Origin of the sequence: Chitinophaga sp. MM2321 (assembly GCF_964033635.1) — a bacterium.
Lineage (GTDB): Bacteria > Bacteroidota > Bacteroidia > Chitinophagales > Chitinophagaceae > Chitinophaga.
Genome location: NZ_OZ035533.1, coordinates 689294 through 713919, shown reverse-complemented (window position 1 = coordinate 713919; position 24626 = coordinate 689294). Strand labels below are relative to the sequence as shown.

Here is a 24626-nt window from a genome sequence, read left to right as displayed (position 1 = left end):
AATTAAAGCATATTACCCAGACCCTTAATTTTGCTGCCTTATCTGCCAGCAACTATTTTAAAAAAAACTGTATGTGCGAAAGCATCATATCGTTCGGTATTTTTGCATCATTTGCTTTACTTACCAGGTAGATATTATGCTGCTTACCATCATTCTCATGTGTTAAATCAGCCGTAAGGGTGATAAAATCCAACTGAACTGCCGCTGCACTCTCCTCATGGTTTTGTCCTTTACCTGCAAAAGAAAATTCTCCTATTTTCTTCCCATCAGGCGCATCCATCCTTATTTCCAAGACACAGCCGGCAACCGGTGTTTTCTCCCAGCCCAATGTCAGTGCGGCGCGCGATATGCCGGACAGGTCAATGTTGCCAATTCCCACCCACCCACCGGCTGGTGGCAACATCATATAGGAAGATCCATTGATAATGGATTTACTAAAGCCCTGCATGATATTGATCTCATCAAAAGTAATTTTGGGATTTTTCAATATCAGCGATTTATTACCCATCAGCGGCTTGCTATTCATTCCACCTCTATCTGTATAAGTAGCAGAAATATACAAATCGCCCTCCTCTGTGACGGGCTTATTCAAAGCGGTATTTACTGCTCCTTTTGGAGGCAATGACTTCAGTTGCAGGTTTAGGGATAATATCCATGAAGTAATCAGTTTTGCATCGCTTTCCTTTAAGTCAGGATGTGCAGGCATGGCCACAGGCCCCCAGGCGCCACTACCACCTTCCATTACTTTCTCCGCAAGGTGTGTAACGGATTTCGAACCTGGTTTATATCGTTGTGAAATGGCTGTAAATGAGGGCCCCACTGATTTCTCATCTACTTTATGACAACTCATGCAATCCAATGTAAGCATCTTATTTCTACCCATCATGGCCCTGCTTAATGTCTGATGTCCTTGTGATGAACCAGCCTTACCCGTTCTGGAGTGATATTCAGCCGAAACAATCAAATTACCCAAGTCGATATTCTTACCATCTTCTTTGTCACTCACCACCACTTCATATTTTACTTCTTTACCGGGGAAATAAAATGTTTTGTTACCATCGATTTTAATATTTACTGCCGGTGCTTCATTACCTGCATATACACTTACAACACTGCTCTTTGAAGAAGCGTTTTTATCATCCTTCACCTCCACCCAGATCGCATAGTCGCCCTCTTTGTTAAAGGTATGTTGCAGCTTCGGTCCGGATGTTTCTTTTGTTGTTCCATCATCAATATGCCATATATAAGTAATTTTGTCGTTCTCAGGATCTTTTGCTGTTACCTGTGCTGTTATTTGGAAAGGCAAGGCCCCGGAGGTTTTATCTACTTTTATGGCTGTAGCCTTCGGAGGTCTGTTGCCCGCTATATAATCAATACGCGCCAGGCCCGCATTTGCATTTTTAGAAAACCATCCACTGCCATATTCAAGTATATAAATTCTACCATCAGGGCCCACTTCCATATCTGAAGGGTTGGCAAATTTTGTACTTAACATGAAAGGTTCCATACTATCGAAATCTCCGTTTGGTAACAAAGTCAGCACTTTTATCCAGCCGCGGACCCATTCATAAATAAAGAATTTGTTGTGGTAATAATCGGGCATGCGGGTTTTCTTTGGATACAAATCAGTATAGTAAACGGGACCGGCCATCGCGGTTCTCCCGCCACTTCCTACCTGTGGAAATTCTTTTGATACGCCGTAAGGATACCAGATAAATGCCGGCTTCGCAGGAGGTAACTGTTGCAGTCCTGTATTATTCCGCGAATTATTAATTGGTTTTCCCGGATCAAAGGGAAGACCAGATTCGCCAGTAGCATAATCGTAAGCAACGTAAGGGATATTATTCCCAACAAAAAAAGGCCACCCGAAAAACCCTGCTTCCCGTGCCTGGTTAATTTCATCGTACCCTCGCGGGCCACGTGTTTCCATGCTGTCATTTTTTGCATCAGGCCCTACTTCACCCCAATATAAAAATCCCTTTTTCTGATCTATCGAAATCCGGTAGGGGTTGCGGTTGCCCATCACAAAAATTTCGGGTCTTGCATTTTCTGTTCCTTTTGGAAATAAGTTATTATCTGGTATCGTATAGCTTCCATCTTCATTTACACGGATCCGGAGGATTTTACCACGCAAATCGTTGGTATTACCCGCGCTTCGGCGGGCATCAAATTGCTCGTGCCCCGGCCGGTCATCCATGGGCGCATATCCATGACTTACAAAAGGCTGATTGGGCTCATTAAATGGCGTGGTGTTATCACCGGTGGATAAATAAAGCATTCTATTGTCACCAAATGCGATGGACCCGCCTGTATGGCAGCATATTTCCCTTTGGGAATAAAACTGCAACAGTATCCGCTCTGATTTTACATCAATGCTATCGTTGGTATAAGTAAAACGCGACAGCCGGTTCACGGACGTGTCTGCCGGGCTGTAATATGCATAGATAAAATTATTTTTTGCAAAATCAGGGTCTTTTTGTATACCCATCAATCCTTCTTCGGCATTTACACCGGAATTGCCTGTTTTCCAGTATACGTTTAAAAAACCTGCTTGTTTAACCGATTTGGTGTCGTCTTTGTATACCATGATTTCACCCCTCCGTTGTGCCACCAGGATATCGAGATTGGGGAGAATGGTCATTTCTGTTGGCTCGAAAAAAACGCCATCTACCAATTGTACTTTCGCAAACCGATCTTCTTCAGGTACAGGTGGTGTTGTCGCTTTTGCATAATTCAATACTTTATTCTCACCTACTGCATATTTGATACCATCCAGGATATGCTTTAAATAACTGGAATCGTTGTACAGCTCCTCAGTAGGACTAAGTGCCATACACCACGCTCTGCCGCCGTCATATTCCTGGTACCATGTTGCTGGATGATCATAGCCATTGGCCGTATCTTTGTAACTATTTTCGCCTACCAATCTCCTGTACCAGCCCCAATGACTGCCGGCCTCTATGGCAGTATGAATACCCACAAATCCTCCACCTGCTTGAATATAACGTTGAAAAGCATTCTTCTGATAGTTGTCCAGCAGCACATCTGCCGTATCAGCAGTATTAAAAAAAACAACGGCGGCGTAGTCCTTCAATGCGGCTTCGGTAAACCTTTCCGCATCAGATGTGGTATCCACCTCGAAACCATTTTCTTTCCCAATTTTCACAACAGCATTGGCGCGTTCATCTATAAACGCATGCCGAAACGCCGACGTTTTTGTAAATACCAATACTTTTGGATTTCCGGCACGTTTGTTACAACCCGTTAGCACCAAAACAACTGCTAAAATGGTCAGCGAATAAATTATTAAATGTTTTTTCATTAGATATTCGATAAGTTAGATTTTGTGCGTGGGCTTACATCTATAGAGTGTACAGCACAACACGCCAATAGGAATTTTTAGACACCTGTTGATAAATGTCTACCGGGATTTTGAGTAAATGCCGGGTGCTTATATTTATTTCAAACCGAATATGGATCCTTCTATAAGATCCATATTCAGCTACACATCAACTTTCAAAGATTGGAAGCGCTGATTGTCTGTGACAATCAATATCCAGGATTCTGTTTAAAACCAGCCGTATTAGTGGTAACATCAATTTCCACTGATGGTACCGGGTATAGGTAATCCATACTTTCATCTATCGTTACCTTAACTTTTGGCGTATATCTTGCCTCAACTTTTACTTTAAGAAGTCCGGTTCTTACTAGGTCGTACCATCGGATATGTTCAAAACACAACTCTCTGGCTCTTTCCTGCAAAATTTCGTCAAAGGTCAAAGTGGCTGTCGTATAATTCGGGAAGTTGGGTGTAGCGCTTGCAGGAATGACCTTGCCACCTGCATCTAGTCCCCTCGCCCTTTTTACCACCCTATTTGCCGCATCAACGGCTGATTCAGGGGCCAGACCACCATTCGCTTTTAAGGCCGCTTCGGCATACATCAGCAATACATCAGCGAACCTGATAATGTTAATATTATTAGGGCATTGACTGAACAGGAAAGGCATCTCTGCATTCCAGGCTCCCCACTGATATTTGGCGGTTCCCATCAACGTCCAGATAGGAGCTGCCTTAGTTTCATTAGGGTCCATCGCCACTTTTATATCAAAGGACTTTTTACTGGTCGGTACATTATTCGTAAAGTCAATGGTATAAGTAGGCACATTTATTTCTCTGCGACTATCTCCGTCCTTAAAGAAATAATAGAAAGAGGGTGCGGGTTTTATAGCACTCTGGCCGATGGAAGCAAAAAACCTGAATGTATTCGTCGGCTTCTTACCCGTGCCCTGGAGTCCGTAAAAATCCTTACTCCATGAGCTACCATAAGGATCCACCGAAAACTGTACATCCCATATTGATTCTACATTGCTGTTCTTTTTATCTATGGAAAATACATCTGTGTATAACGGCTCCAAATCATACACGCCCGCATCGATCACGTCTTTTAAAACATCTCTCGCCTGTTCGTACAAAGATTGAACTGTTTGATCGATCTGGGCATATCCAGGAATTTTAGCCGATTCCTTGTAAGCAGCCATACTAACTAACGCCCTTCCTTTTAACGCTTTAACAGCCCAGTAATTTGCTCTGCCAGGCTCCGCAACATCCTTCACTTTAAGTAAGGCCCCCTCTTCCAACGCATCGTCCAGATCTGCCAGTATCCTGGCATAAACGTCTTTTATAGGAGCCCTGGGTAAGTCAAAATCAGGAGAAACTGTTTCTTTGACTACCAACGGTACCTCTCCAAACGCCCGCACCAGGTTCAAATATGCGAGTGCTCTTAAAAATTTCGCTTCCGCAACAACCCTGCGTTTAACTCCCTCGCTGGCGCCACTCACATCAGGAGCTCTTTCAATCATAGCACATGCCCGCTGTACTAGTATATAATTATCAGCCCAATATGTTCTGAAAACAGAAGTCAGTCCTGTAGATGCATAGGTGTCCAAATCCTGTCTTTGCCCCGCCCCCCCCGTACTCGTTTCTATATCAGTTCCCACACCTGCTATAATGGTGGCCATATTATTTGTATAAAGACTTTGCGTTATCGCATATGCCCCTGTTATACCCGTTTTAAGAGAAACGTCATCAACAAAAAATGCATTGGGGTTCAAAAAAGATTTTGGATTTTCTTCCAGCATCTTTTCACAGGAAGAAATACACGTTGCGATCAATACTATTAATACCAGTGAAAGTTTATAGGGGAAAAATTTCTTCATATTTGTATATTTTTCTCAACTAAAAGGTAATATTTGCTCCTAATGTCACAATTCTTGGTTTTGGATAAGCGCTCCAATCCATTCCGGGCGCCAGCGTATTGCTATTTGAAGTGCCCACTTCAGGATCATAGCCCAAATACCTTGTCAATACGTACAGGTTTTTACCGCTTGCAAAAAGCTTTATGTTGCTGATTTTTAACGCCCTTATTGCTTTTATGGGTATTGTATAAGCTAACGTAACATCACTTAAACGAATAAAAGATCCATTCTCAATGTTGTCACTATACAAATGGTCATCTGCAAAAAATCCCTTCCGTTTGTATTGATCACTTGGGCTGCCCTCAATAAACAGATCGCCTCTGGTTTCATCTGGATTGATAGTATAGAGCGTGGGAAACCACCTGTCGTTCAAATCCCTCATTTGGTTTGACCAGCTTTGTAAGCGGGAGAGCCGGACCCTTGTGGCGTTCACAATATCGGCACCATAGCTAAATTGCAACACCACTGATAAATCAAACCCTTTATAGGAGAATCTATTAATAAAACCACCCGAAAAGTCAGGGGTCCCTTTCCCCAATATCTGCTGATCTCCATTATCAATAACGCCATCGTGATTGATATCTTCTATTATGTAGGATCCGGGCTCGTATTTACTGATGTCTGTTCCAAAAATTGAGGTGATCCCACTTTTATCAATTTGCGACTGGCTTTGGTAAACCCCTAATTTCTTGAATCCGTACCAGAGTCCGAGCGGGTATCCTTCCTGAATGATGTTAACCATCGACTGAAAGTTCCCTGATGGGTTTCTTTGAATGTAACCGTTCTGGTTCAATTCAATAACTTTCGAACGATTGAACCCCATATTATAGGTCACGTTCCAATTGAAGTGCTTATTTCGGATAACAGCGGCATTCATACTGATTTCCAATCCTTGGTTTTGGATAGAGCCCAGATTTGTCCAATAGCTTTTGTATCCGGTTGATAATGGTGTAGTTACCTGATTAAGCATATCACGGGTAACTTTATTATATACATCAAAGGTGAAGTGAAACATATTGTCCAGTAAGCCCACTTCTAACCCTATATCTGTTTGTGTAGTCGTTTCCCATTTGAGCGAAGGGTTTGGGGTACTATTAATGGCTAAACCAAAAGTCGGATCTACGCCGTTCATAGGGTAAATTGCCGTATTCAATGATGCGATGGACTGATAGGCTGGTATAGCCTCCTGGCCGCTCTGACCCCAACTTAGGCGAACCTTCAGATCGCTGAGTGTCTTTTGTTTTTGAAGAAATTTCTCCTCAATAACCCGCCATGCGAATGCACCTGACGGAAAGTTCGCAAACTTATTACTTTTACCAAACCGCGACGAACCATCCCGGCGCAATGTTGCCGTAAAAAGGTAGCGATCCATATACGAATAATTGAGCCGGGTAAATAAAGAAGCCAGCGAGGATTCATTAAAATTATTTTTAGGTATCTGCGGATTTATTCCCAACCCTATCGCATTAATACCCAGCTCTTCTACTGCAAAATTTCTGTTTTCAAGGCTCGCTTTTTTATTTCGATCAATGTTATAAGACGCGCCCAACAAAGCGTTCACGGCATGGCTCTTTCCAAACTTCTTATTATAAAACAGTAGGTTCTCCGTCGTCAGATTAATTTGCTTGTTAAAGCTCAGCGAGCTTACACCATTCGCCGAATATCCCTGTTGGGTGTTGGAAGGATAATAATTTTCATTGGAAGCATCTTTATTGATGTAGCTATTCTGGGTTTGAAAACTAAAATTGTCATTAATTTTCCAATTCAAAGTCAGAGAAGATACTAACCCATTATTAAACCTGTTAATAGTTTGATTATTTACCTGATAATAGGGATTGTTGTTTACGCCTACTGCTTCTTCAGGAAATAAATCCAGCTCACTGGACGTAATTGGCTTTGTGGGGGGTTGAGAAAGTGTGTTCATCACAACACTTTTGCTATCTCCTCCAAAAACACCTTTAATATTTTTCGTATTCGCATTCAGGTTCAGATTTAACGACAGGTTCTTATGTAATTTCTGGTTAAAATTGAAACGGCCGGAAAAATTATTTGTTGAGCTGTTAGGGATTATTCCATTTTGTCCAAAATAATTTAATAAAAGTGAGTAAGTCTGCTTGGCATCACCCCCGGAAACATTTAACCGGATATCTTTCGTCAATACTTCCTGGAACATTAAATCCTGCCAGTTTGTATTAATAGAGTCGGGGCTGTTATAGCCATCCCAATAGCCATAAGCGCCACGATCTGCAGGAAGTTTATATATATTTTCTTCAGCGTCATAATATGATAAAGAATCAATGGTGGTTGTCCCCTTTTTAAAATAATTTACATTCTGGTCATAACGCATATGTACATAATCGGCAGCCTTCATCATCTCAAGTTCATGCGGAATGCGTTGCAGGCCATAATTCGCATAAATATCAACTTTTGTTTTCCCTTTAGAACCGGACTTTGTTGTAATTAGCACTACGCCATTAGCTCCTCTGGATCCATATATTGCAGTGGATGATGCATCTTTTAATATCTCTATCGATGCTATGTCTGCAGGACTTACATCTTCTCCGGTACCAATAATACCGTCTATTACGTACAAAGGCTCGTTACTCCCGTTGATCGACCCTGCACCCCGGATACGGATGCTGGATTCACTGCCGGGTGAACCATCCGATTCTGTAATCTGTACCCCTGCAGCCCGTCCCTTCATGACATCCGCCAAAGAAGTAACAATCCGATCGGTCGCAGCGTCTTCTGATATAGAAGATACAGCGCCCGTCAGATCCCGTTTTTTAACCGTACCATAGCCCACCACCACCACATCATTCAAAGAGGTGAAATCTGCGGAATGTAGGATAACATCGAGTTGAGCCTTACCATTAACAGCAATTTTAACCGTTTCATAACCTAAATGGCTAAAACGTAATGCCGCATTCTCCTGAACAGAAATTGAAAAATTTCCGTCTTCATCCGTGCTGGTGCCTCTTTTGCCGCCCACTACCAGAATGGTCACCCCAGGGAGTGGCTTCCCTTTTTCATCGTTTACGTTCCCCCTAACTTGAATAAGCGCAGGAGGTGCATCAGGGGCTTTCACGGGCTGCGTTTCTTCCTTTCCCCTAATCGTGATGGTATTTTTTGTGATAGTAAAATTCAGGGGTTGACCTTTAAAGCATAGTTCCAACACCTGTTCAACAGATGCATTTTTGACGTTAATATCAAAAGTTTTTGCCTGTTGTAATAACTCAACCTTATAAAAAAACTGAAACCCCGTTTTTCGGTGAATTTCTTTAAAAACCCTTTCCAAACTGGTATTCCGTTCCGAAATCGAAATGTTTTGTGCATTTGTTTTTTCAGCCCTTACCTGCAGGAATACAGCAATTAGCAAAACAGCTGTTATTTTCATGACAAATAACGTTTTGGAGATTATTTTCATACCTGGGATCTGGTATGGAAACGAACAGATTTTTTTCATACTTTTGTAAGGTTTGGTTTAGACATTGAACAATCATTCCATTTGTATTTATGGATAAGACCAAACAATTACCCGGGGGTGCTGCAAACACCCCTGGTTTCGTTTCGGTAAATCCTTCGCCTTAATTTGAGAAATACATCAAAGCAACTTAAAAATTGGTCTCTCTGTTTTTGTTATTTATCGTGGATAAACAGGTTTAAGATAAAACAAACACTTTCCTTCCTTCAATTCTAAAACGTACACCGCCAGCTTCCATAATTTTCAACACCTCTGAAATGTCATTCTGCCGGCTTACCAGCCCCGAAAAATGACCGGTTGGCATTTTTCCTTCATAGATAACTTCAACGTCATACCATCTTGCAATCTGACGCATTACTTTTTCGATATCAGCTGTATTAAATTCAAACCAACCATTCTTCCAGGCCATAACTTCCTCCATTTCGGCCTGCACTACCTCCATATCCCCTGTTTTCCCAACCCTTGATTCCTGACCCGGAACCAACACTTTTTCCGAAGTACCCTGAGAAACTTTTACCGACCCTTCCAGTAAAGTTGTATTGACAGAACTTTCATCATCATAGGCCATAATGTTAAGATGAGTTCCCAACACCTCCACGACCACGCCCTTCGCATTTATTTTAAAAGGCATCGTTGCATTCTTAGCCACTTCAAAATAGACTTCCCCCGTCACGGTTACGTATCGTTCCTTACCTTTGAAGTAGGTAGGAAAATGAATCGAAGAAGAAGCATTAAGCCACACCTTGGTCCCATCCGGCAATATTAGCTGATAGTTCCCTCCACCAGGGGTGGAAAGTGTATTATAAATAATCGCCTGCGTATCTGTAATGCCGGCATTATAGGCCAGTGTGGGCGTTTTCAACTTCACTACTTTGGTATTGCCCTGCCGGGTCAAAGCACCTTCCTGCGTGGAGTCAAGTACAATTTCAGAACCGTCAGACAAGGTGAGCACCGCTCTATTCCCCCCAGGCACAACAGTGCTCCTGTGCAGGTGGCTACTCTCATCTGACAACATCGATTGTTGCGCCGGAGGTTGATTGTTTATCCAATAGTAAGTTGCGGCAACACTAAAAATAAAAATAGCCGCTGCCGCTGCAATCCGTAACCAGCCCAATAACGACCTGCTCATCCCAATAACGGGTGTCCCGCTATTCCGCTTTCCTTCCTCTAATATTCCCGAAAGCATTTCTTCTCCCCTGGCCTCACTGAACAATTGATTTTCAGTACTGAATTTCTCCCAGGTCTCTGTCAATAAACCCATTAATTCCTCATCTTTTTCTCCGAGGGATATTAACGCCATTAATTCATCCCGCTCCTTTATGGTAGCGGTTTTATTAAAATAAGCCTGAAATAAATAAGTCAGTCTCGATTCATTCATATTATCCATTTATTATACTCACAAAAAGTAATGCGCCAGATCTTTTTGTCAACCATAAGACAAGAAAAATCCCAAAAAGAGGTAATGGGTTGAAAATACTTTTCATTCTTTTAAAAAAATGGTACAAAAAAAATCAGGAAGTTGATATGTGCACGTAGATAGGTTTTCAAAAAACGTAGTGCCAGCACCATGTGCTTTTTCACTGTTTCAAGAGAAATATTCATCTCGGAAGCTATCTCCAGGTGCTTCTTCCCCTCTCTCCTGCTTAGCATATATACTTTTTTCTGCTGCGGTGGGAGTAAGTCAATGGCTTCGTCAATCAGCCGATCAGGGTTGCTATCACTACTTCCCTCTACATTACTATCGGCGTGCTGCAATGCTGTTTTTATCCATTCATTCTTTTGGTATTTTTCCTTGGCTATTTGTTTCAGACAATTGAACGTATGATTTCTTGCCACTACCAGCAGATAAGCCTTAAATGAGTTTACCGCTAAAAGGGAATCCCGATTGATCCATATCTTCAAAAATACATCCTGCACGATCTCCTGTGTCAAAGGTTCAGATTCAGTAATACGCATTACAAAATCCCCCAGTTGATTATAATAGGATTTAAAAAGCTGCCCAAAGGCATTTTCATCCCCCTCCGCTACTTTTGAAAGTAGCACCTTCAAATCATTTTTTGAATGGCCAGACATGAAGTTAGTGTTTTGAATAAAATGAAATTAATTACTACAAAGTGATATCACTATCCAATCGAAATCAGATCCAATGCGGTCTACAGCCCTTGTGCAGCAAGAGAACAGACTAAAATCAGGGTATTTAAAATATGAGGGTACCTACCTATTATTCACGATCGCGAAAACGTAAACAAGGTATCATGAGTTTTTCCCAGGTCTTTTTTCATACGTGTATCTTTCGAAATCCGACAACCTCACATCACTTACCAGATGTAATCGAATAACCAGTATCGCAGCCTTTCACCAGTTACTATCACCCATATTTATGCCATTAGCACGCTATACGCCTGCATTTTAGTGAGATTGACATCTTTTGGCTTGCTCAGCGCTCATTCATATGGGGTAAGATTGTACCATACTTCTGGTAGCTCTATTTGGTTGTGTTCTCCCATCCTATTGGTTGATCTTCTGACTTACACCGGTCGCCGGCTATGTATGCATCCTGAATAGTTGCGCCGTAAATACGTCTATCTGCTCTCATGTTACTTCGATATAGGTACATTTCACGTTTTCCCGGAAAGCTGTCCGATTAAATCTACTGCTTTTTTCTAAGTTTAACCAGTGACCTTTCATCAAAAACAAAGCACAGTTTAAAAATAGGTAAAATGGGCAATTATTAATAACTTAAAAAGAAAATAATTTACCGATGCAAAAACAAGATCTGCAGAAGCACAAATCGTGTTTGCACTAAAGCGATCAAAACAAGAGATTGTCGGGAAATGGGTAAGTGAAGCTACATTTTACAACGGAGCGAAGCAGCTCAGTTTGACAGCGGTGAAAGGCTAAAGCATCGGGCAGAAGAGGGTACTAACACTCACCCCCATAAGAAAGCATTACTGAATAGGTGCAGGAAAAATGTCTGATGTAGATTAAACTTAAAAAAGCAGGCCAAGTATCTAATCTCAAGGTGGCTGTGACACGCTTGTTTTAAATACTATCGCCTGCTTCTTATCTTCCACGGAAAAGCATCAAAAATTACTTTCCATTTTCTAAAACTCCTTGTCACCCAATTCGCTTTTCGGGAGTTTCAATTTACTGGTAAGTCTATTTAAGCTAAAGCTAAGGTTGACCATAAAAATATCTGTTTCATAAATATAATTGGTGGTCGTATAAAAGCCAGGGCCGCTGGTAGTAATACGTTGGCGACCGGAACCCATAAAACCCATATCCATATTTTGCCACTGAAGCATAACCGACATCTTCCCCTTCATGAAGGTCTTTTTCACGGATGTACCGGGCGTCAAAAACATAGAATTCTCTCCCTGGGCTGTAGGACGATCAGACAAATAATTCAGATTCCCCTGAATACTCCACGTACTACTTAATTTAAAATTTGTGTTGGCATTTATCGAATAGGCCCATGCTGTATTACTGATGTTAAATTTCTCACCTAAAATATTAAGATTGCCATTGATCTTGTAATGATAGACATTCCCACCTATATACAGATTCCACCATTTCAGCGGTTGCAAATTGGTCCCCAACTCCAGCCCTGTTAATCGGGCTCTTTCTGCATTGGTATACACCCGGTTGAGAATAGTATCGGCATAGATGCTATTGACCCTTTGAATGGCATTTTTTATATCCTGATAATAAGCGGTAACAAAAAAGGATCCGCTCTTAAGGTTTTTAATGACGCCAAGTTCAACGAGGCTTACAAGTTCTGGTAAAAGGTTGGGATCTCCTTGTTCCAGCGTTTCCGAATGCTCCCGTTCAGGAATGGGATTGAGCTCATGATGCGTTGTCCTTTGTATTCGTCTACTGTACCCCGCCTTGGTTTTCCAACCATTATTCAACGTGTAAAGTAAGCTGGCAGTGGGGAATAAATTGGATAAATTCAGCTTATGCGGAACGGGATCATATGATAAATCAACAGTTCTGGTCGCATATTCATAACGCAGGCCCCCTATGTATTCCAACTGGCCGGCTTTCGCACTGTATTGACTATAAACGGCATTGATCTGGCTTTTGGCGCTCATGCTCCCCGAGAATCTCGCCGGATCCTCAAACGCGGGCAGAGGTGTTACCTGGTAATCAAACTTACCCTCCTGCGTATCGTATCTAAACTGATAACCACTCTCCAGAATGCCCCGTCCAACAGACATCGCATAATCCAATTTAAACCTGTAACCGTTGATAGGTCTTTTATAAGGATTAAAAACATATTGCAGCGTATCCGCGCCAGGCGTATCGCTCGTCAGATTACGATTCCTGGTATTGCCATACAAATTGGCACGTTCATACACAACAACAGCCGTTAATGACGATTTATTCAAAAAGATGTGCGTGTAGTCCAGATTACCTAGCGTGAAATTCCCTTCTTTTATCTGAAGGTTGGAATTAAAATATTCCGTTTCCCGAAATGGTTCAGCAGCATCCAGGTAAGTGGCGCTATTTTTATAATGAATATCGGCTAAGCGTGATTGAAATCTCCGGCCGCTAAAAAAACCGAGTGAAAACACATTGTTTGAATCCGGCGTAAAATCGAGCGACATCCTTCCCGCATAATCATGCTTATCAAAACTTCTTTCCCCGGTAGAAGGAAACCGGGTAATATAGTCCCTTGTATCATTGTAGTTTTTCGTAAAAGCATCCCCTTCCCGGAAACCGGCTACATCATTTCTGGTGTAATTGGCCCCGGCAGATATATCCCACTTGTCATTTTTATAATTCACCATTACATCCCCACCGAAACGAATCGGTTTTTCCAGATTATTATGATCCGTGGTACTAGGCAAACCTTTCTGCACATTGACTACAAAAGAAAGCCCTTCATTCACCCCCTTTTTAGTGACGATATTGATGATCCCGGATTTTCCGTCAGGGTCATATTTCGCAGATGGGGCAGTAATCAATTCTATATTTTCAATGGCATTGGCAGGGATTTGGCTTAGCACCAACTGCGCATCTGTTAGTACAGGTTTACCATTAATTAAGACCAGGAATCCGGTAGAACCCCGCATACTTATCTCACCTTCTCCGGTTACGGACACCGATGGCATGTTTTTTAAGACATCCATGGCCGAACCGCCTTTGGCTGCTTCAAACTGGTTTGCTCTATATACCTGCTTATCAATTTTGTTGTAACTTTCTGCGACCTTTCCAACAACTTTAATTTCGTCCAACATTCTTTGATCCGGATTAACAAATAGTACGCCGAGGTCAACTTTCTCTCCTTCAGACAGATTTAAAAAAGGTACCATCTTCGTTTGATAGCCAACAAATTGAATTTTCAGGTAAAAATGGCCTGCTTTTAATCTATTCAGTTGAAAATGGCCTTTTGAATCCGTAATTGTGCCGTTTACCAAACTGGTGTCGCTTGTATTATATATAGACACGCTTGCATAGCTCATGGGTAAATGGGTGAACTGATCACTGACTATTCCCCCGACACCCGCATTTTGCGCAGATAGCGCTGACGTAATGACCAATAAAACACCAATAAAGTAAATACACTTTTTACTTAAAAGGAATGGGCGTTTTTTTTCAGACAAAGCCTTTGTTAATACTGATCCGCTTGTTGCCGCAATTGCTTTTTCGATCTTTAATCCACTCATGAATTTATTTATTACTGGTCTCACAGGTCTTTTACTAATTATTTCTTCCTAAATACTTCTTCGTGCACTTTGTTCCCATCTACATCAAAATGCTGAAGTTTCAGTACCGGAACGTCATTTTCGCGAAATGCATACCCTTTTAAAAACCCCCCTTTTACCCGAAGAAACCGATGGGCGGGCATTTTGTCCTCTTCATTCCAACCCTCTGCATGTTTGTCGCTGCCAGGTCCACAACCAAACTCCCAGAGGTTGGTATTTTCCCAATGGGTTACATACTGCCAGTGCCGATCGCCATTACATATAAATATGTTGTCGTGTTCGTTGATAAACTGACGTAACTGATCACCCTCATATTCGAAGTTAGTATTGGAGTAGTTGTCATGTTTATTGTTTCGGTCGGGACCTAAAACCGGCGTAGGTGATATCAATATTTTAAACGTAGCATCTGACGCTTTAATGGTCCGGAAAAACCATTCCTTCTGTTCCTCCCCCCATATTGTTTTGCCAGGTCCATCCGGAGCATTGTTCTTACTTCTGAAATTTCGACCTTCCACCAACCATATTTGCAAATCCTTTCCCCAGCGAATGGTTTTATAAGGTTTTTCGCTGGCGGGAAATTGTTCTTTATCGAAAATTTCCAGGCCTCTTTCAAATGAAACAGTACCATATGTCATTCCCGGATAGGCATCATCACACAAAGTGTCATGATCGTCCTTCATGAAATAAGTTGTTATTTGCCTGAAAAAATCCCTTTGGTAAGGCAGCGCAAATATTCGGTTCCATTTAAACCTCATCAGCGCTTCGGTAAGTGCATAGGGTTGTTGTTTATCATAATACTCCACATCTCCGGTATGCACATAAAAATCAGGGGCCATATTTAGCATCACCGGATAAATCTGATGTCCTTTTAAAGCATTATCACGGCGTAAGTAGTCATGACAGGTAACAATACAGAAATTGATATCTTTCACGCCTCCTTCCGCTGGAGGCGTAAGGAAAGTGCCTTTTGTAGTACTTGAAATTTTTGCATCAGTATTTGTCCTTGCTTCCAATACAATCATATATCTGGTACCTGGCTTTGTATCCAGCTTCCATTGTGCCGTAAAGTCCTTATCCGGATCCACTTTAATCCACGTCAGTTCTTGCTTTGCAGCCAGTTTGTTTTCGGGATAAAAGGTCAGTCTCACCTCTCCATTTGCGCCAGGACAAGCTCCCTCCATGTCCACCAATTGATACCCTTCCGGTATTTGGGCATCATATATTTTTTTCTCGTCGATGCACTTCTTTAATTCCTTATGTTCAGTGTTGGCAGGTAGTTTGAATTTCATCCCATTCACCTTCATTTCGGGATTTTGGGTCAGGCGTGTCCAGATTACCACCGAATTTTGGTCAGCCCAACCATTTCGAAAGCCGTTGCCAAAATAAGGTCCATCGTTCGCTCCTGTTACCTCGCCACTACTTTTGATATATAAGCCTACTGCCAACCCTGTAGTGGTCAGGGCAGCTTTTTTAATGAAGTCTCTTCGGGAGTTTTCGTGATGCATTATGATAAATTAAAACCGAGATAGTTAATTGAATATGAATTATAAAATCCTCACCGACGTCGAGCACGCCCAAACATAGCTTTTTTATTTTTCCAAAAAGAACCTCCAATGAAACTTATTTTATCGGGCCCGGCTGGTTATCTGTAATCGCCACCATTGAGACTAAAAATCACTGATTTCTGCCAGGTCTCCATCAGTGACTTCATAGATTTTGTTATTTTTGAATGACGCGCTGACAGGTCATCCTTTTCTTCCGGATCCACTTCAAGATTGTACAGTTCAAATTTCACCTCATTCTTCGAATTAATCCGATGTAGTTTATATGGCCAATCGAGCCAGGCAGCGTGACCGGGCAGGCTACTTTCGGCGTATTTACGGGTGATAACGCCGGCATCCAAATGCAAACCAGCACTATCAATAGTCGTTATTCCGGCCTGCTGTTCTTTAAGAAGGGCTGCCATTAACACTGCTGATGATCCTTCATTTATACCACCACCGGGATACTGCCAGAATCCCATTGGTTGGGTCCTGGACTTCATGGTACCCTTTAATAAGGGTACGAAACTAATACCATCCAGCGGGGGTTGGTCTTTCATCTTAACGCCCGTAATTTCAAGGAGTGTGGGGTATATGTCGGAAGTATTGAATGGAATATTTGTTACACGGGGTTTTGGAATTTGGTCAGGCCATTCGAGCATAGCGGGAACCCGGAGTCCACCTTCGTAGATCTGACCTTTGTTTCCGCGTCCACCCGTAGCGCTGAATCCTTTAACGCCGCCATTGTCACTACAAAATAAAAGGATCGTATTTTTATCAATTTTAAGTGTTTTTAATTCCTGCCTCAATTTGCCAAAGGCCCGATCCATTGCGGTTATTTCTCCATAATAATTTCGCAGCTTTTCTTCCTGCCCTGCATACAGTTGGAGGTCTTGTTCAATTGCTGCATAGGGGTTATGGGGGGAGCCAAACCAGACTACGGCAAGGAATGGCTGGTTATTACCCGTTTGCGCACGTATAAATTCAATGGCCGCATCAGCAGTAACCATGGAGCCTTCTCCCTGTGTCTGAACGGCAATACCTTCACGGCTCAAAATGGGATTATTGTTATAAAAGTTGGGCGATGAGAACCAGCTATCAAACCCACTATTACCGGGGTTTATAGGACTGCCGCTTCGTACGGGGCCAAGGTGCCATTTCCCAAAATGACCCGTAACGTACCCCGCCGTCTTAAGTGCTTCAGCAACCGTGATTTCCTGCGGCCTGAGCAACCCTCCCCAGCTAAAAACGCCAAAACGGTTCGGATGGCGGCCGGTGAGAACACTCCCGCGCGTAGGCGAACACACAGGAGCAGCTGCATAAAAATGATCAAAGCGCAGTCCCGAACGCGCCATACTATCAAAGTTTGGCGTTTTAAGAACCGGGTGCCCGTTATATCCCATATCGCCCCAGCCCTGATCATCGGCCATACACAAGATGATGTTAGGCTTACTTTTATGCTGCGCCACCGTTTGCCCGACACCAAATATCATTAAAAACACCAACATCGCGATGCCTCCATATTGGTAATTCCTATTGAATGTAGTTAGCCTCGAGCGCTTAGTAAGCCTGAACGGAGCGCAAACATTCAAAAATGTTGTAGCAAAATTATTCATGAAATAATAGTTTAAAATTACATTTAAGAACAGGTAATACCTGATTCATCTTTTGATTGAAACCCGGTATAGATGTTTAAATATGTTTAGGATGGTGAGGCGGGTAAAATTATATTTTCAACATTCATGCTGCTATTTTCCAACACCTTCTTTTTTAAGATGAAATACCAATCTTCCGCCGGTTACGATATCCTGATGATTCAGCGTATATTTTTTATAGGGCTTTCCATTCAAACTTAATGAGTGTATGAAAACGTTTTCCTCCGCACCCGGACTTTCGATGACGAAATTTTTTCCAGGGTAAAAATCGGCATCAAGATCTATTGTAATCTTCGTAAATACCGGGCTGGCAATCTGAAAATTCATATTACCAGGGCAGTCAGGATAAAAGCCCATCATTGCAAAGAGCAGCCAGGCTGACGTGGTTCCACAGTCATCGTTACCAGGTAGTCCCGCTGGCGAAGTGTTGAAATTCCCGGATATCATTTCCCGCACATATTTTTGGGTACGCCACTCTTCTCCCTTTACATAATTAAAAAGATAAGGGTAAGCCATATCCGGTTCGTTACTCATGATAAAGTAGTTGTCATCGAAACAGGTAACCAGTTTCCGAACAAATTTAGTTTCGCCGCCCATCAGTTTTATGAGTCCCGGAATATCATGTGGTACAAAAAAGGTATAATGCCAGGTATTGCCTTCAACGAATCCGGTTTGTGAGCGCAATGAATTTCCATCAACAGATGGATTAAAGGGTTCAAACCATGAACCATCGCTCAACCTAGGTCTTATAAAATTAGTTTTGGGGTCAAAATAATTTCTATAATATAGCGATCGGTTGTTAAATAATTTATAGTCTTCGTCATTACCCAGCGCTTTCGCTAACTGAGCCAGGTTCCAATCGGCAATACCATATTCCAGTGCAGTAGAAACAGATCCCCATATCTTTCTTTTGTTTGTAGCATCCTCCGGAATATATCCATATTTGAGCAGGTTATCCGAACCAGGACGTACCGGGTTATCTACTTCCGGGACGGTAGCATTATGTTTCATCGCTTTATATGCAAGTGCTACATCAAAATTTCTGATTCCCCTGAGATAAGTGTCTGTAATAACAGGAAGTGCAGGATCACCCACCATCACATACGTTTCCATACCTGCAAGCTCCCATTTAGGAAGCCAGCCACTTTCCTTGTACATCGCGATCATTGTTTTGACCATGTCCGATTGCTTTTTCGGATAAACAAGGGATAAAAAGGGGTGAACGTTCCGGTACGTATCCCACAAAGAAAATACGCTATAACGATCGAAGCCATCGGCTTTTACTATTTCATTGGTTAACATGGCAGGGTATTCGCCATTTATATCGCTGAAGATATTCGGGTGTAATAGTATATGGTATAGGGCCGTATAGAACATACTTTTTTGCATGAGAGTGCCGCCCTCCACCTTAATCTTAGACAATTCACTGTTCCAAGCATTTAAGGCGTCATTCCTTACCCTGTTAAAGTCAACAGCGGGTTGTTCTTTTTGTAAATTTTCCCTGGCATTATCTATACTTACATAAGATACGCCTACCTGTACTGATATTGTTTCGTTTTCCTCTGTATCGAAAGTAAAATACGCCCCAATATTATCACCGGCAATTTCCCGTTGGAAATCCTGGAATTTTCTCTCATCGTTCCAAACCCCACAGGACGCAGGCTTTTTGCTCAGTTTGGCAACGAAGTATACATTTTGAATCGTTGGAGGGCCGCAAAATCCTCCGATGGATTTAAAGCCTTCTACTTCGGTATCTGAGACGCGGCGTATATTTGCTCCTTTACGATTGGTAAGGGAGAGACCGAGATTGATCAGAATATTTGACTTCCCTTTTGGAAAGGTAAAGCGGCTAATTCCGGTACGAAGGGTGGTCGTAAGTTCAGCCTTGATATGGTACCGGTCTAATTGAGCAGTATAATAACCGGGGGAGGCTTCTTCCTTAGAATAATCAGACCAATATTTATAAGGCACTAATTCCAGGTTGCCGGTGGTGGGCATTAACAAGAAAGTACCCATTTCCCGGCAACCTGTTCCGCTTAGATTAAGATGCGAAAAGCCTGACATCTTTTTCTCCCCGAATCGATATGGACTTGCCATGCCCCTATTTTTTAAGGTGTCGTAGGTATTTAAAGGAGATAGTGATAACAGTCCATGGGGCAGTACCGCTCCAGGATTTGTATTACCTCCACCCGCCGTGCCAATGAATGGATCAACATATGATGACAGATTTTGACTATTGGCACTCAGGAACGACAGAAAAAGAATGGCAGAAAAAAACAGCCTCATTTGTATTTAAAATTTAAATATTGGGGTTTATTCGTTCATAGATTTTGTTGAACCATCCTATTTGTTAGCGACGAGCGCTGCACGACAATACTGCACACATTTGGCCACTTCTTTTACGGCATCTGAGCCTGCAGGAATAGGATACTCCATTTCAATATCGCAGATGATCGGCCATTTTTTCTGTTGGATCAATTGAAGGATTTCCGCTATGGGCGTTCCTCCTGATCCAAATGGTACCGGCTTATCAGGTATAGCAGCCTTCGGGCCTGTTTTATCTTTTATATGCAGGCATACAATACGGTCATGCAGTCTTTCAATGATTGTATTGGGATGTAATCCGGTAACGCCATAATAGTGACCTACATCCAGGTTCAGCATCACTTTGGGTCCATATGCCAGTATTTTATCAAAGCTAAAGCCCGGCTTACCAGGTTGTCCGTGATTGTGAAGGATGATAAAGAGGTTATGTTTATTTGCAAAGGGGGCTATACGTTGGGCTACTTCTTCTGAAATCTCCATGGTGATCCCTTTTGCGCCTAATACCCTGCATACATTAAAGGCATAATCAATTTCTTCATCGGACCAGTTCTTTTCACCCAATTTAAGAGCAGTGATCCTGACGCCTTTTTCGTCAAACATTTTGCGGATTTCTTTGAATTTATCCATTGAAATGCCGACACGCCAATCCCGGAGCGTCTTGGCGTCGTTTCCTTTGGGTTTACCAGCATATTGTTCTACCGGTCCCCCCATTAACTCTACTGAGTTTACACCTGCGCTAATCGCGTAATCCAACACGGCAGCTATTGATTGCCCCTGCATTTTGCCGAAACTATAAGTGATCGTGCCGATTTGAACACCGGATCCGGCATCATGCCGACTGGAGGAGGTTTTGTGAGACGCGCCGCAACCACCGAGAAAAAGAACGGTCATTACCGGAATAACCAGGAACCAACATCTGAGTCGGAATATTTTTTTTGTTTGTTTTTTCATGATGATAGCTATGACAATATTTTAAACGGTTTTCTGTATCAGTAATGGCAGGGAAATTTCAATCAGGTTCCTATACTTGCCATGCATTATAATCTCCTGATCCAAATATTCCGATAGCTGACTTCACTCTTATGGTCTTGCAGCAACAATGGAAATGCTGTTTGATTAAGCGAGGATTTCTTTTCTACCGGATGGGTAGGGCCTTTTAATATTACATGATTCTGGACAAGCACTCCGTTATGAAAAACGGTGAAAGCGCCCGGTGTTTTTTCTGTATCGTCACTATTAAACCGTGGCGCCGTGAAGATGATTTCATATACCTGCCACTCGCCCGGTTTAAGGGAAGCATTGACCAGCGGAGGATATTGTTTGTAAATGGAGCCGGCCTGTCCATCAGGATAGGTTTTATTCAGGTGTGAATTTAAAACCTGGACTTCGTAATTGCTCATTAGGAAGATGCCTGAATTTCCTGAATTTTGTCCTTCTTTACCTGCTGTTACATCTTTGATGGGCGTTTTCCATTCAATATGCAGCTGGCAATCGCCAAATTTTTCTTTTGTTTGAATCGGGCCCGTTCCGGGAACTACGGTAAATTCATTGCCATCTACTTTCCAGACTGCCGGTCCTCCCGCTTTCTTTTTACTTTCAAACATGTTAAGGGTGCCTTTATCGAACAATACGATGGCATCGGCAGGCGCGCTCCCATTTACGCCCGGTTGTACCAATGTAGGTTCGGTTTGCTGGGACAAAACGACGGTTCCCGGCAAAATGATCAATACAATATATAGTGCTGCTTTCGCATAAAATTTAAACATCGTTTCAGTCATGCTGTTTTCGTTTATTGGTTAACGTATATGCCTCCTTGTTACTTATCAACTCTTCCGGGTTCGCGAACATTAGCGCCTTTGATATTCATAAGTTTATCACCAAGATCACTTCTGGCTGCGTCAGCGATTGTCGTAAGTGTTGCGACAATTTCAGGGTTCTGGTCTTTCACATCATAACGTTCGCCGGGATCACGGCGCATGTCGTACAGTGCTGTCAGTGCCGGTGCATTACCAACGTTTCCGGAGGATCCGTCTTTTCCCGGTGCAAAACCCACGTATGTTCGCGATGGATGTTGAAAAACAAGTTTCCATTGATTTTTCCTGACAGCATCCAGTTGGTCGAGGTTATTATAATACAAGAATACTTCCCGTGGATTGGCTTTTTGATCGCCTGTCATTAATGAAAGTATATTCACTCCATCAATTTTATTTACGGGGAGTGAAGCATCTGCCATGTTGGCCAAGGTTGGAAGAATATCAATTGTTGACGCTATCTTATTGCAAACAACGCCTTCCGGAATATGTCCGGGCCATCTCATGATACAAGGCACCCGCATGCCTCCTTCCCAGGTGGTTCCTTTTCCTTCGCGGAGGCCACCGGCAGAACCTGCATGATTCCCAAAATTGAGCCATGGGCCGTTATCAGAGGTGAAAATAACCAAGGTATTATCATCAATACCGTTTTTTCTGAGGGCCTCCATAATTTGTCCAACAGACCAATCAATTTCCATCATTACATCGCCATAGGCACCCAGGTCAGACTTTCCTTTAAACTTGCTGGAAGCGGCGATCGGAATATGCGGCATCGAATGGGGAAGGTAGAGGAAGAATGGTTTTTTATTGTTTTTATTAATAAAAGCAACTGCGCGTTCCGTATATAATGTTGTCAATTGCGCCTGATCCTCCATGGTAGCAATCTCTCTCACCATGTCATTCCCGTTCATCAATGGAAGCGGCGGAAATTTCGCATTGGGTTTAAGTTTTCCATCATAATTGTAGTTCCACATGTCATTAGAATAGGGAAGACCGAAATACTCATCAAACCCTTGCTGTAAAGGCAGGAATTTCCGGTTATCGCCAAGGTGCCATTTCCCAAAGATTCCACTGGTATACCCACGTTTCTTCAGTACTTCTGCGATGGTTTCTTCCTCTGGATTCAATCCTATTGGCGATTTGGGAAACAATGCCCCACCAATTCCCACGCGGGTTGAATAACAGCCGGTAAGTAATGCAGCGCGCGAAGCAGAACAAATGGCATGAGATACATAAAAGCTGGTGAACCGCATTCCCTGCGCAGCAAGCCTGTCGAGATTGGGTGTTATATACTGAGATGCACCAAAAGAATTTAAGTCGCCATAACCCATATCATCCGCGTAGATCAATACGATGTTAGGTGGTGGTTTTGGTTTGGCCTCCTTTGCGGATACTAAGCCCGCCTGAACGACTGTCATCAATAGCACGCAGCATCCTAAAAAGAATATTTTATTCCTTTTCATTTCTGTTAAATTTTTGAATTAAACGAAATAATTTAAGTCAGCGCATTACTTTTTCAACACAGGCATCTGCTGCATTACTTCCTGGAGCTTGTTCTTTGCCACGAGTGCCGTTCCCTTGATATCAGCTGGGGGCATAGGGTTTTGTTCCAACACATCATTTTTCATATCATAGAAGCGACCATCGTCATACAGTTTGAAAGAATGATCTCGTACAAAAGCCTTGCGTTGATAATCAACGTACACGTATTCTTTCACCGGACCAGGCTTACCGAGTATCTGCGGGAGAAAGCTCTGCCCGTCCAACACGCGGTTTGCAGGGATAGCTATGCCTGCGGCCTGCGCCAGGGTAGGAAAAACATCGCTGAAATCAACGAGGCTTACATGGACCGCTCCTTTCAATGATTTTCCTTTCCAATAAGCAATCAAAGGGACCCGGGTACCTGCGTCTGTAAGGGTTCCCTTACCGCCCTTTATAATGCGGCCATCCTTCATTTTAGAAGTTATTTTGACATTCGTTCCATTATCACCGGTAAAAATAATGAGCGTATTTTCTGCCAGTCCTAATTTGTTCAATTTGTCCACAATCTTCCCAACGATCATATCTGAATAGGCAACCATGTCTTTAAAGTTATCGTTATCATTCTTGTGCCGGCTGGCAGGATCCACCCATTTACGGCTTACCGGTGTAGGCAGGAAGGGGTCGTGCACTAATGCCATAGGATAGTAGATAAAGAACGGCTCATTCTTCTTTCTGTCCATAAAATCGAGGATATAATTGCTAAATATATCAGGACCGTATTGATCGTCGTTTCTCGACAGTGTTTTCCCATTTTGCACAATCAATGGATTGGCATACCTCTCTCCTTCTGATTTTTCGTTTTGCAACTGCCACAAACAATATTCATCAAACCCGAATTGGTTAGGGCGTGATACATCCTCCCATCCGGGCAGCTTTTTCCCGGAGATACCGTTCAGTTGCCATTTACCCGCAATGCAGGTACTATAACCTGCATCTTTAAATAAATTCCCAAAAGTTTTCTCCTTTGGATCCAGATAGCCAAACACCCGGTAGTTGCGAAAATTATGTTTCCCCGTCATGAGCTTTACGCGGGACGGCGTGCACAGGGGCTGAGAAAAGCAATTTTCAAACCGCACGCCCATACCTGCCAGTTTATCCAGATTCGGCGTATAATAGGATGCGCTTCCATAACTGCTCAGGCATTCATATCCCATATCATCCGCCATTATCAGGATGATATTTACTTTTTTAGCCTTACCGGTACTATATGGATCCTCACTCCTGCTCAAAGCATTGGAAGAACCTGACACTATCATCAGGAGGAGGATGAATATGCTTTTCAATTTCATAAGTTTAACATT

At 42.5% G+C, this 24626-nt stretch carries 13 protein-coding genes; all 13 read right to left on the bottom strand.

Features of this window, described 5'->3' with window-relative positions; translation table 11 throughout:
* Positions 1–52 precede the first annotated feature (52 nt).
* Entirely contained in the window at positions 53–3322 is a 3270-nt protein-coding gene (locus ABQ275_RS02590) for a ThuA domain-containing protein (protein WP_349316710.1), read from the bottom strand.
* 227 nt (positions 3323–3549) lie between these two features.
* Positions 3550–5217 (bottom strand): RagB/SusD family nutrient uptake outer membrane protein, encoded by a 1668-nt coding sequence (locus ABQ275_RS02585; protein WP_349316709.1) that lies wholly within the window; start codon positions 5215–5217, stop codon positions 3550–3552.
* A 19-nt stretch (positions 5218–5236) separates the two neighbouring features.
* Positions 5237–8722 carry a TonB-dependent receptor gene (locus ABQ275_RS02580; RefSeq protein WP_349316708.1) on the bottom strand — a complete coding sequence of 1162 codons (3486 nt, stop codon included), beginning with the start codon at positions 8720–8722 and terminating at the stop codon, positions 5237–5239.
* Between the two features lie 196 nt (positions 8723–8918).
* Positions 8919–10118, bottom strand: a complete 1200-nt coding sequence (locus ABQ275_RS02575) for a FecR domain-containing protein (protein WP_349316707.1) — start codon at positions 10116–10118, stop codon at positions 8919–8921.
* A gap of 110 nt (positions 10119–10228) precedes the next feature.
* Positions 10229–10813: an RNA polymerase sigma-70 factor gene (locus ABQ275_RS02570; RefSeq protein ID WP_349316706.1), complete on the bottom strand. Its 585-nt coding sequence runs from the start codon at positions 10811–10813 to the stop codon at positions 10229–10231.
* Between the two features lie 1031 nt (positions 10814–11844).
* Positions 11845–14412, bottom strand: coding sequence for a TonB-dependent receptor domain-containing protein (locus ABQ275_RS02565; RefSeq protein ID WP_349316705.1), 2568 nt, complete (start codon positions 14410–14412; stop codon positions 11845–11847).
* 38 nt (positions 14413–14450) lie between these two features.
* Positions 14451–15956 carry an alkaline phosphatase D family protein gene (locus ABQ275_RS02560; protein WP_349316704.1) on the bottom strand — a complete coding sequence of 502 codons (1506 nt, stop codon included), beginning with the start codon at positions 15954–15956 and terminating at the stop codon, positions 14451–14453.
* A 137-nt stretch (positions 15957–16093) separates the two neighbouring features.
* Positions 16094–17500 carry a sulfatase-like hydrolase/transferase gene (locus tag ABQ275_RS02555; RefSeq protein WP_349316703.1) on the bottom strand — a complete coding sequence of 469 codons (1407 nt, stop codon included), beginning with the start codon at positions 17498–17500 and terminating at the stop codon, positions 16094–16096.
* Positions 17501–17740: 240 nt separating this feature from the next.
* Positions 17741–19933 (bottom strand): GH92 family glycosyl hydrolase, encoded by a 2193-nt coding sequence (locus tag ABQ275_RS02550; protein WP_349316702.1) that lies wholly within the window; start codon positions 19931–19933, stop codon positions 17741–17743.
* Between the two features lie 57 nt (positions 19934–19990).
* Positions 19991–20923: a TIM barrel protein gene (locus ABQ275_RS02545; protein WP_349316701.1), complete on the bottom strand. Its 933-nt coding sequence runs from the start codon at positions 20921–20923 to the stop codon at positions 19991–19993.
* 86 nt (positions 20924–21009) lie between these two features.
* Positions 21010–21750: a DUF1080 domain-containing protein gene (locus ABQ275_RS02540; RefSeq protein ID WP_349316700.1), complete on the bottom strand. Its 741-nt coding sequence runs from the start codon at positions 21748–21750 to the stop codon at positions 21010–21012.
* A gap of 38 nt (positions 21751–21788) precedes the next feature.
* The gene (locus ABQ275_RS02535) at positions 21789–23246 is read right to left on the bottom strand and encodes a sulfatase (RefSeq protein WP_349316699.1); all 1458 of its coding nucleotides are present in this window, start codon (positions 23244–23246) and stop codon (positions 21789–21791) included.
* Positions 23247–23291: 45 nt separating this feature from the next.
* Complete coding sequence (locus ABQ275_RS02530) at positions 23292–24614, bottom strand: sulfatase-like hydrolase/transferase (protein WP_349316698.1); 1323 nt, start codon at positions 24612–24614, stop codon at positions 23292–23294.
* Positions 24615–24626: the final 12 nt, after the last annotated feature.

What these genes read in the sequence shown, in the direction of transcription:
- ABQ275_RS02590 (WP_349316710.1), bottom strand. Translation starts at nt 3,322, where the DNA reads ATGAAAAAACATTTAATAATTTATTCGCTGACCATTTTAGCAGTTGTT.
- ABQ275_RS02585 (WP_349316709.1), bottom strand. Translation starts at nt 5,217, where the DNA reads ATGAAGAAATTTTTCCCCTATAAACTTTCACTGGTATTAATAGTATTG.
- ABQ275_RS02580 (WP_349316708.1), bottom strand. Translation starts at nt 8,722, where the DNA reads ATGAAAAAAATCTGTTCGTTTCCATACCAGATCCCAGGTATGAAAATA.
- ABQ275_RS02575 (WP_349316707.1), bottom strand. Translation starts at nt 10,118, where the DNA reads ATGAATGAATCGAGACTGACTTATTTATTTCAGGCTTATTTTAATAAA.
- ABQ275_RS02570 (WP_349316706.1), bottom strand. Translation starts at nt 10,813, where the DNA reads ATGTCTGGCCATTCAAAAAATGATTTGAAGGTGCTACTTTCAAAAGTA.
- ABQ275_RS02565 (WP_349316705.1), bottom strand. Translation starts at nt 14,412, where the DNA reads ATGAGTGGATTAAAGATCGAAAAAGCAATTGCGGCAACAAGCGGATCA.
- ABQ275_RS02560 (WP_349316704.1), bottom strand. Translation starts at nt 15,956, where the DNA reads ATGCATCACGAAAACTCCCGAAGAGACTTCATTAAAAAAGCTGCCCTG.
- ABQ275_RS02555 (WP_349316703.1), bottom strand. Translation starts at nt 17,500, where the DNA reads ATGTTGGTGTTTTTAATGATATTTGGTGTCGGGCAAACGGTGGCGCAG.
- ABQ275_RS02550 (WP_349316702.1), bottom strand. Translation starts at nt 19,933, where the DNA reads ATGAGGCTGTTTTTTTCTGCCATTCTTTTTCTGTCGTTCCTGAGTGCC.
- ABQ275_RS02545 (WP_349316701.1), bottom strand. Translation starts at nt 20,923, where the DNA reads ATGAAAAAACAAACAAAAAAAATATTCCGACTCAGATGTTGGTTCCTG.
- ABQ275_RS02540 (WP_349316700.1), bottom strand. Translation starts at nt 21,750, where the DNA reads ATGACTGAAACGATGTTTAAATTTTATGCGAAAGCAGCACTATATATT.
- ABQ275_RS02535 (WP_349316699.1), bottom strand. Translation starts at nt 23,246, where the DNA reads ATGAAAAGGAATAAAATATTCTTTTTAGGATGCTGCGTGCTATTGATG.
- ABQ275_RS02530 (WP_349316698.1), bottom strand. Translation starts at nt 24,614, where the DNA reads ATGAAATTGAAAAGCATATTCATCCTCCTCCTGATGATAGTGTCAGGT.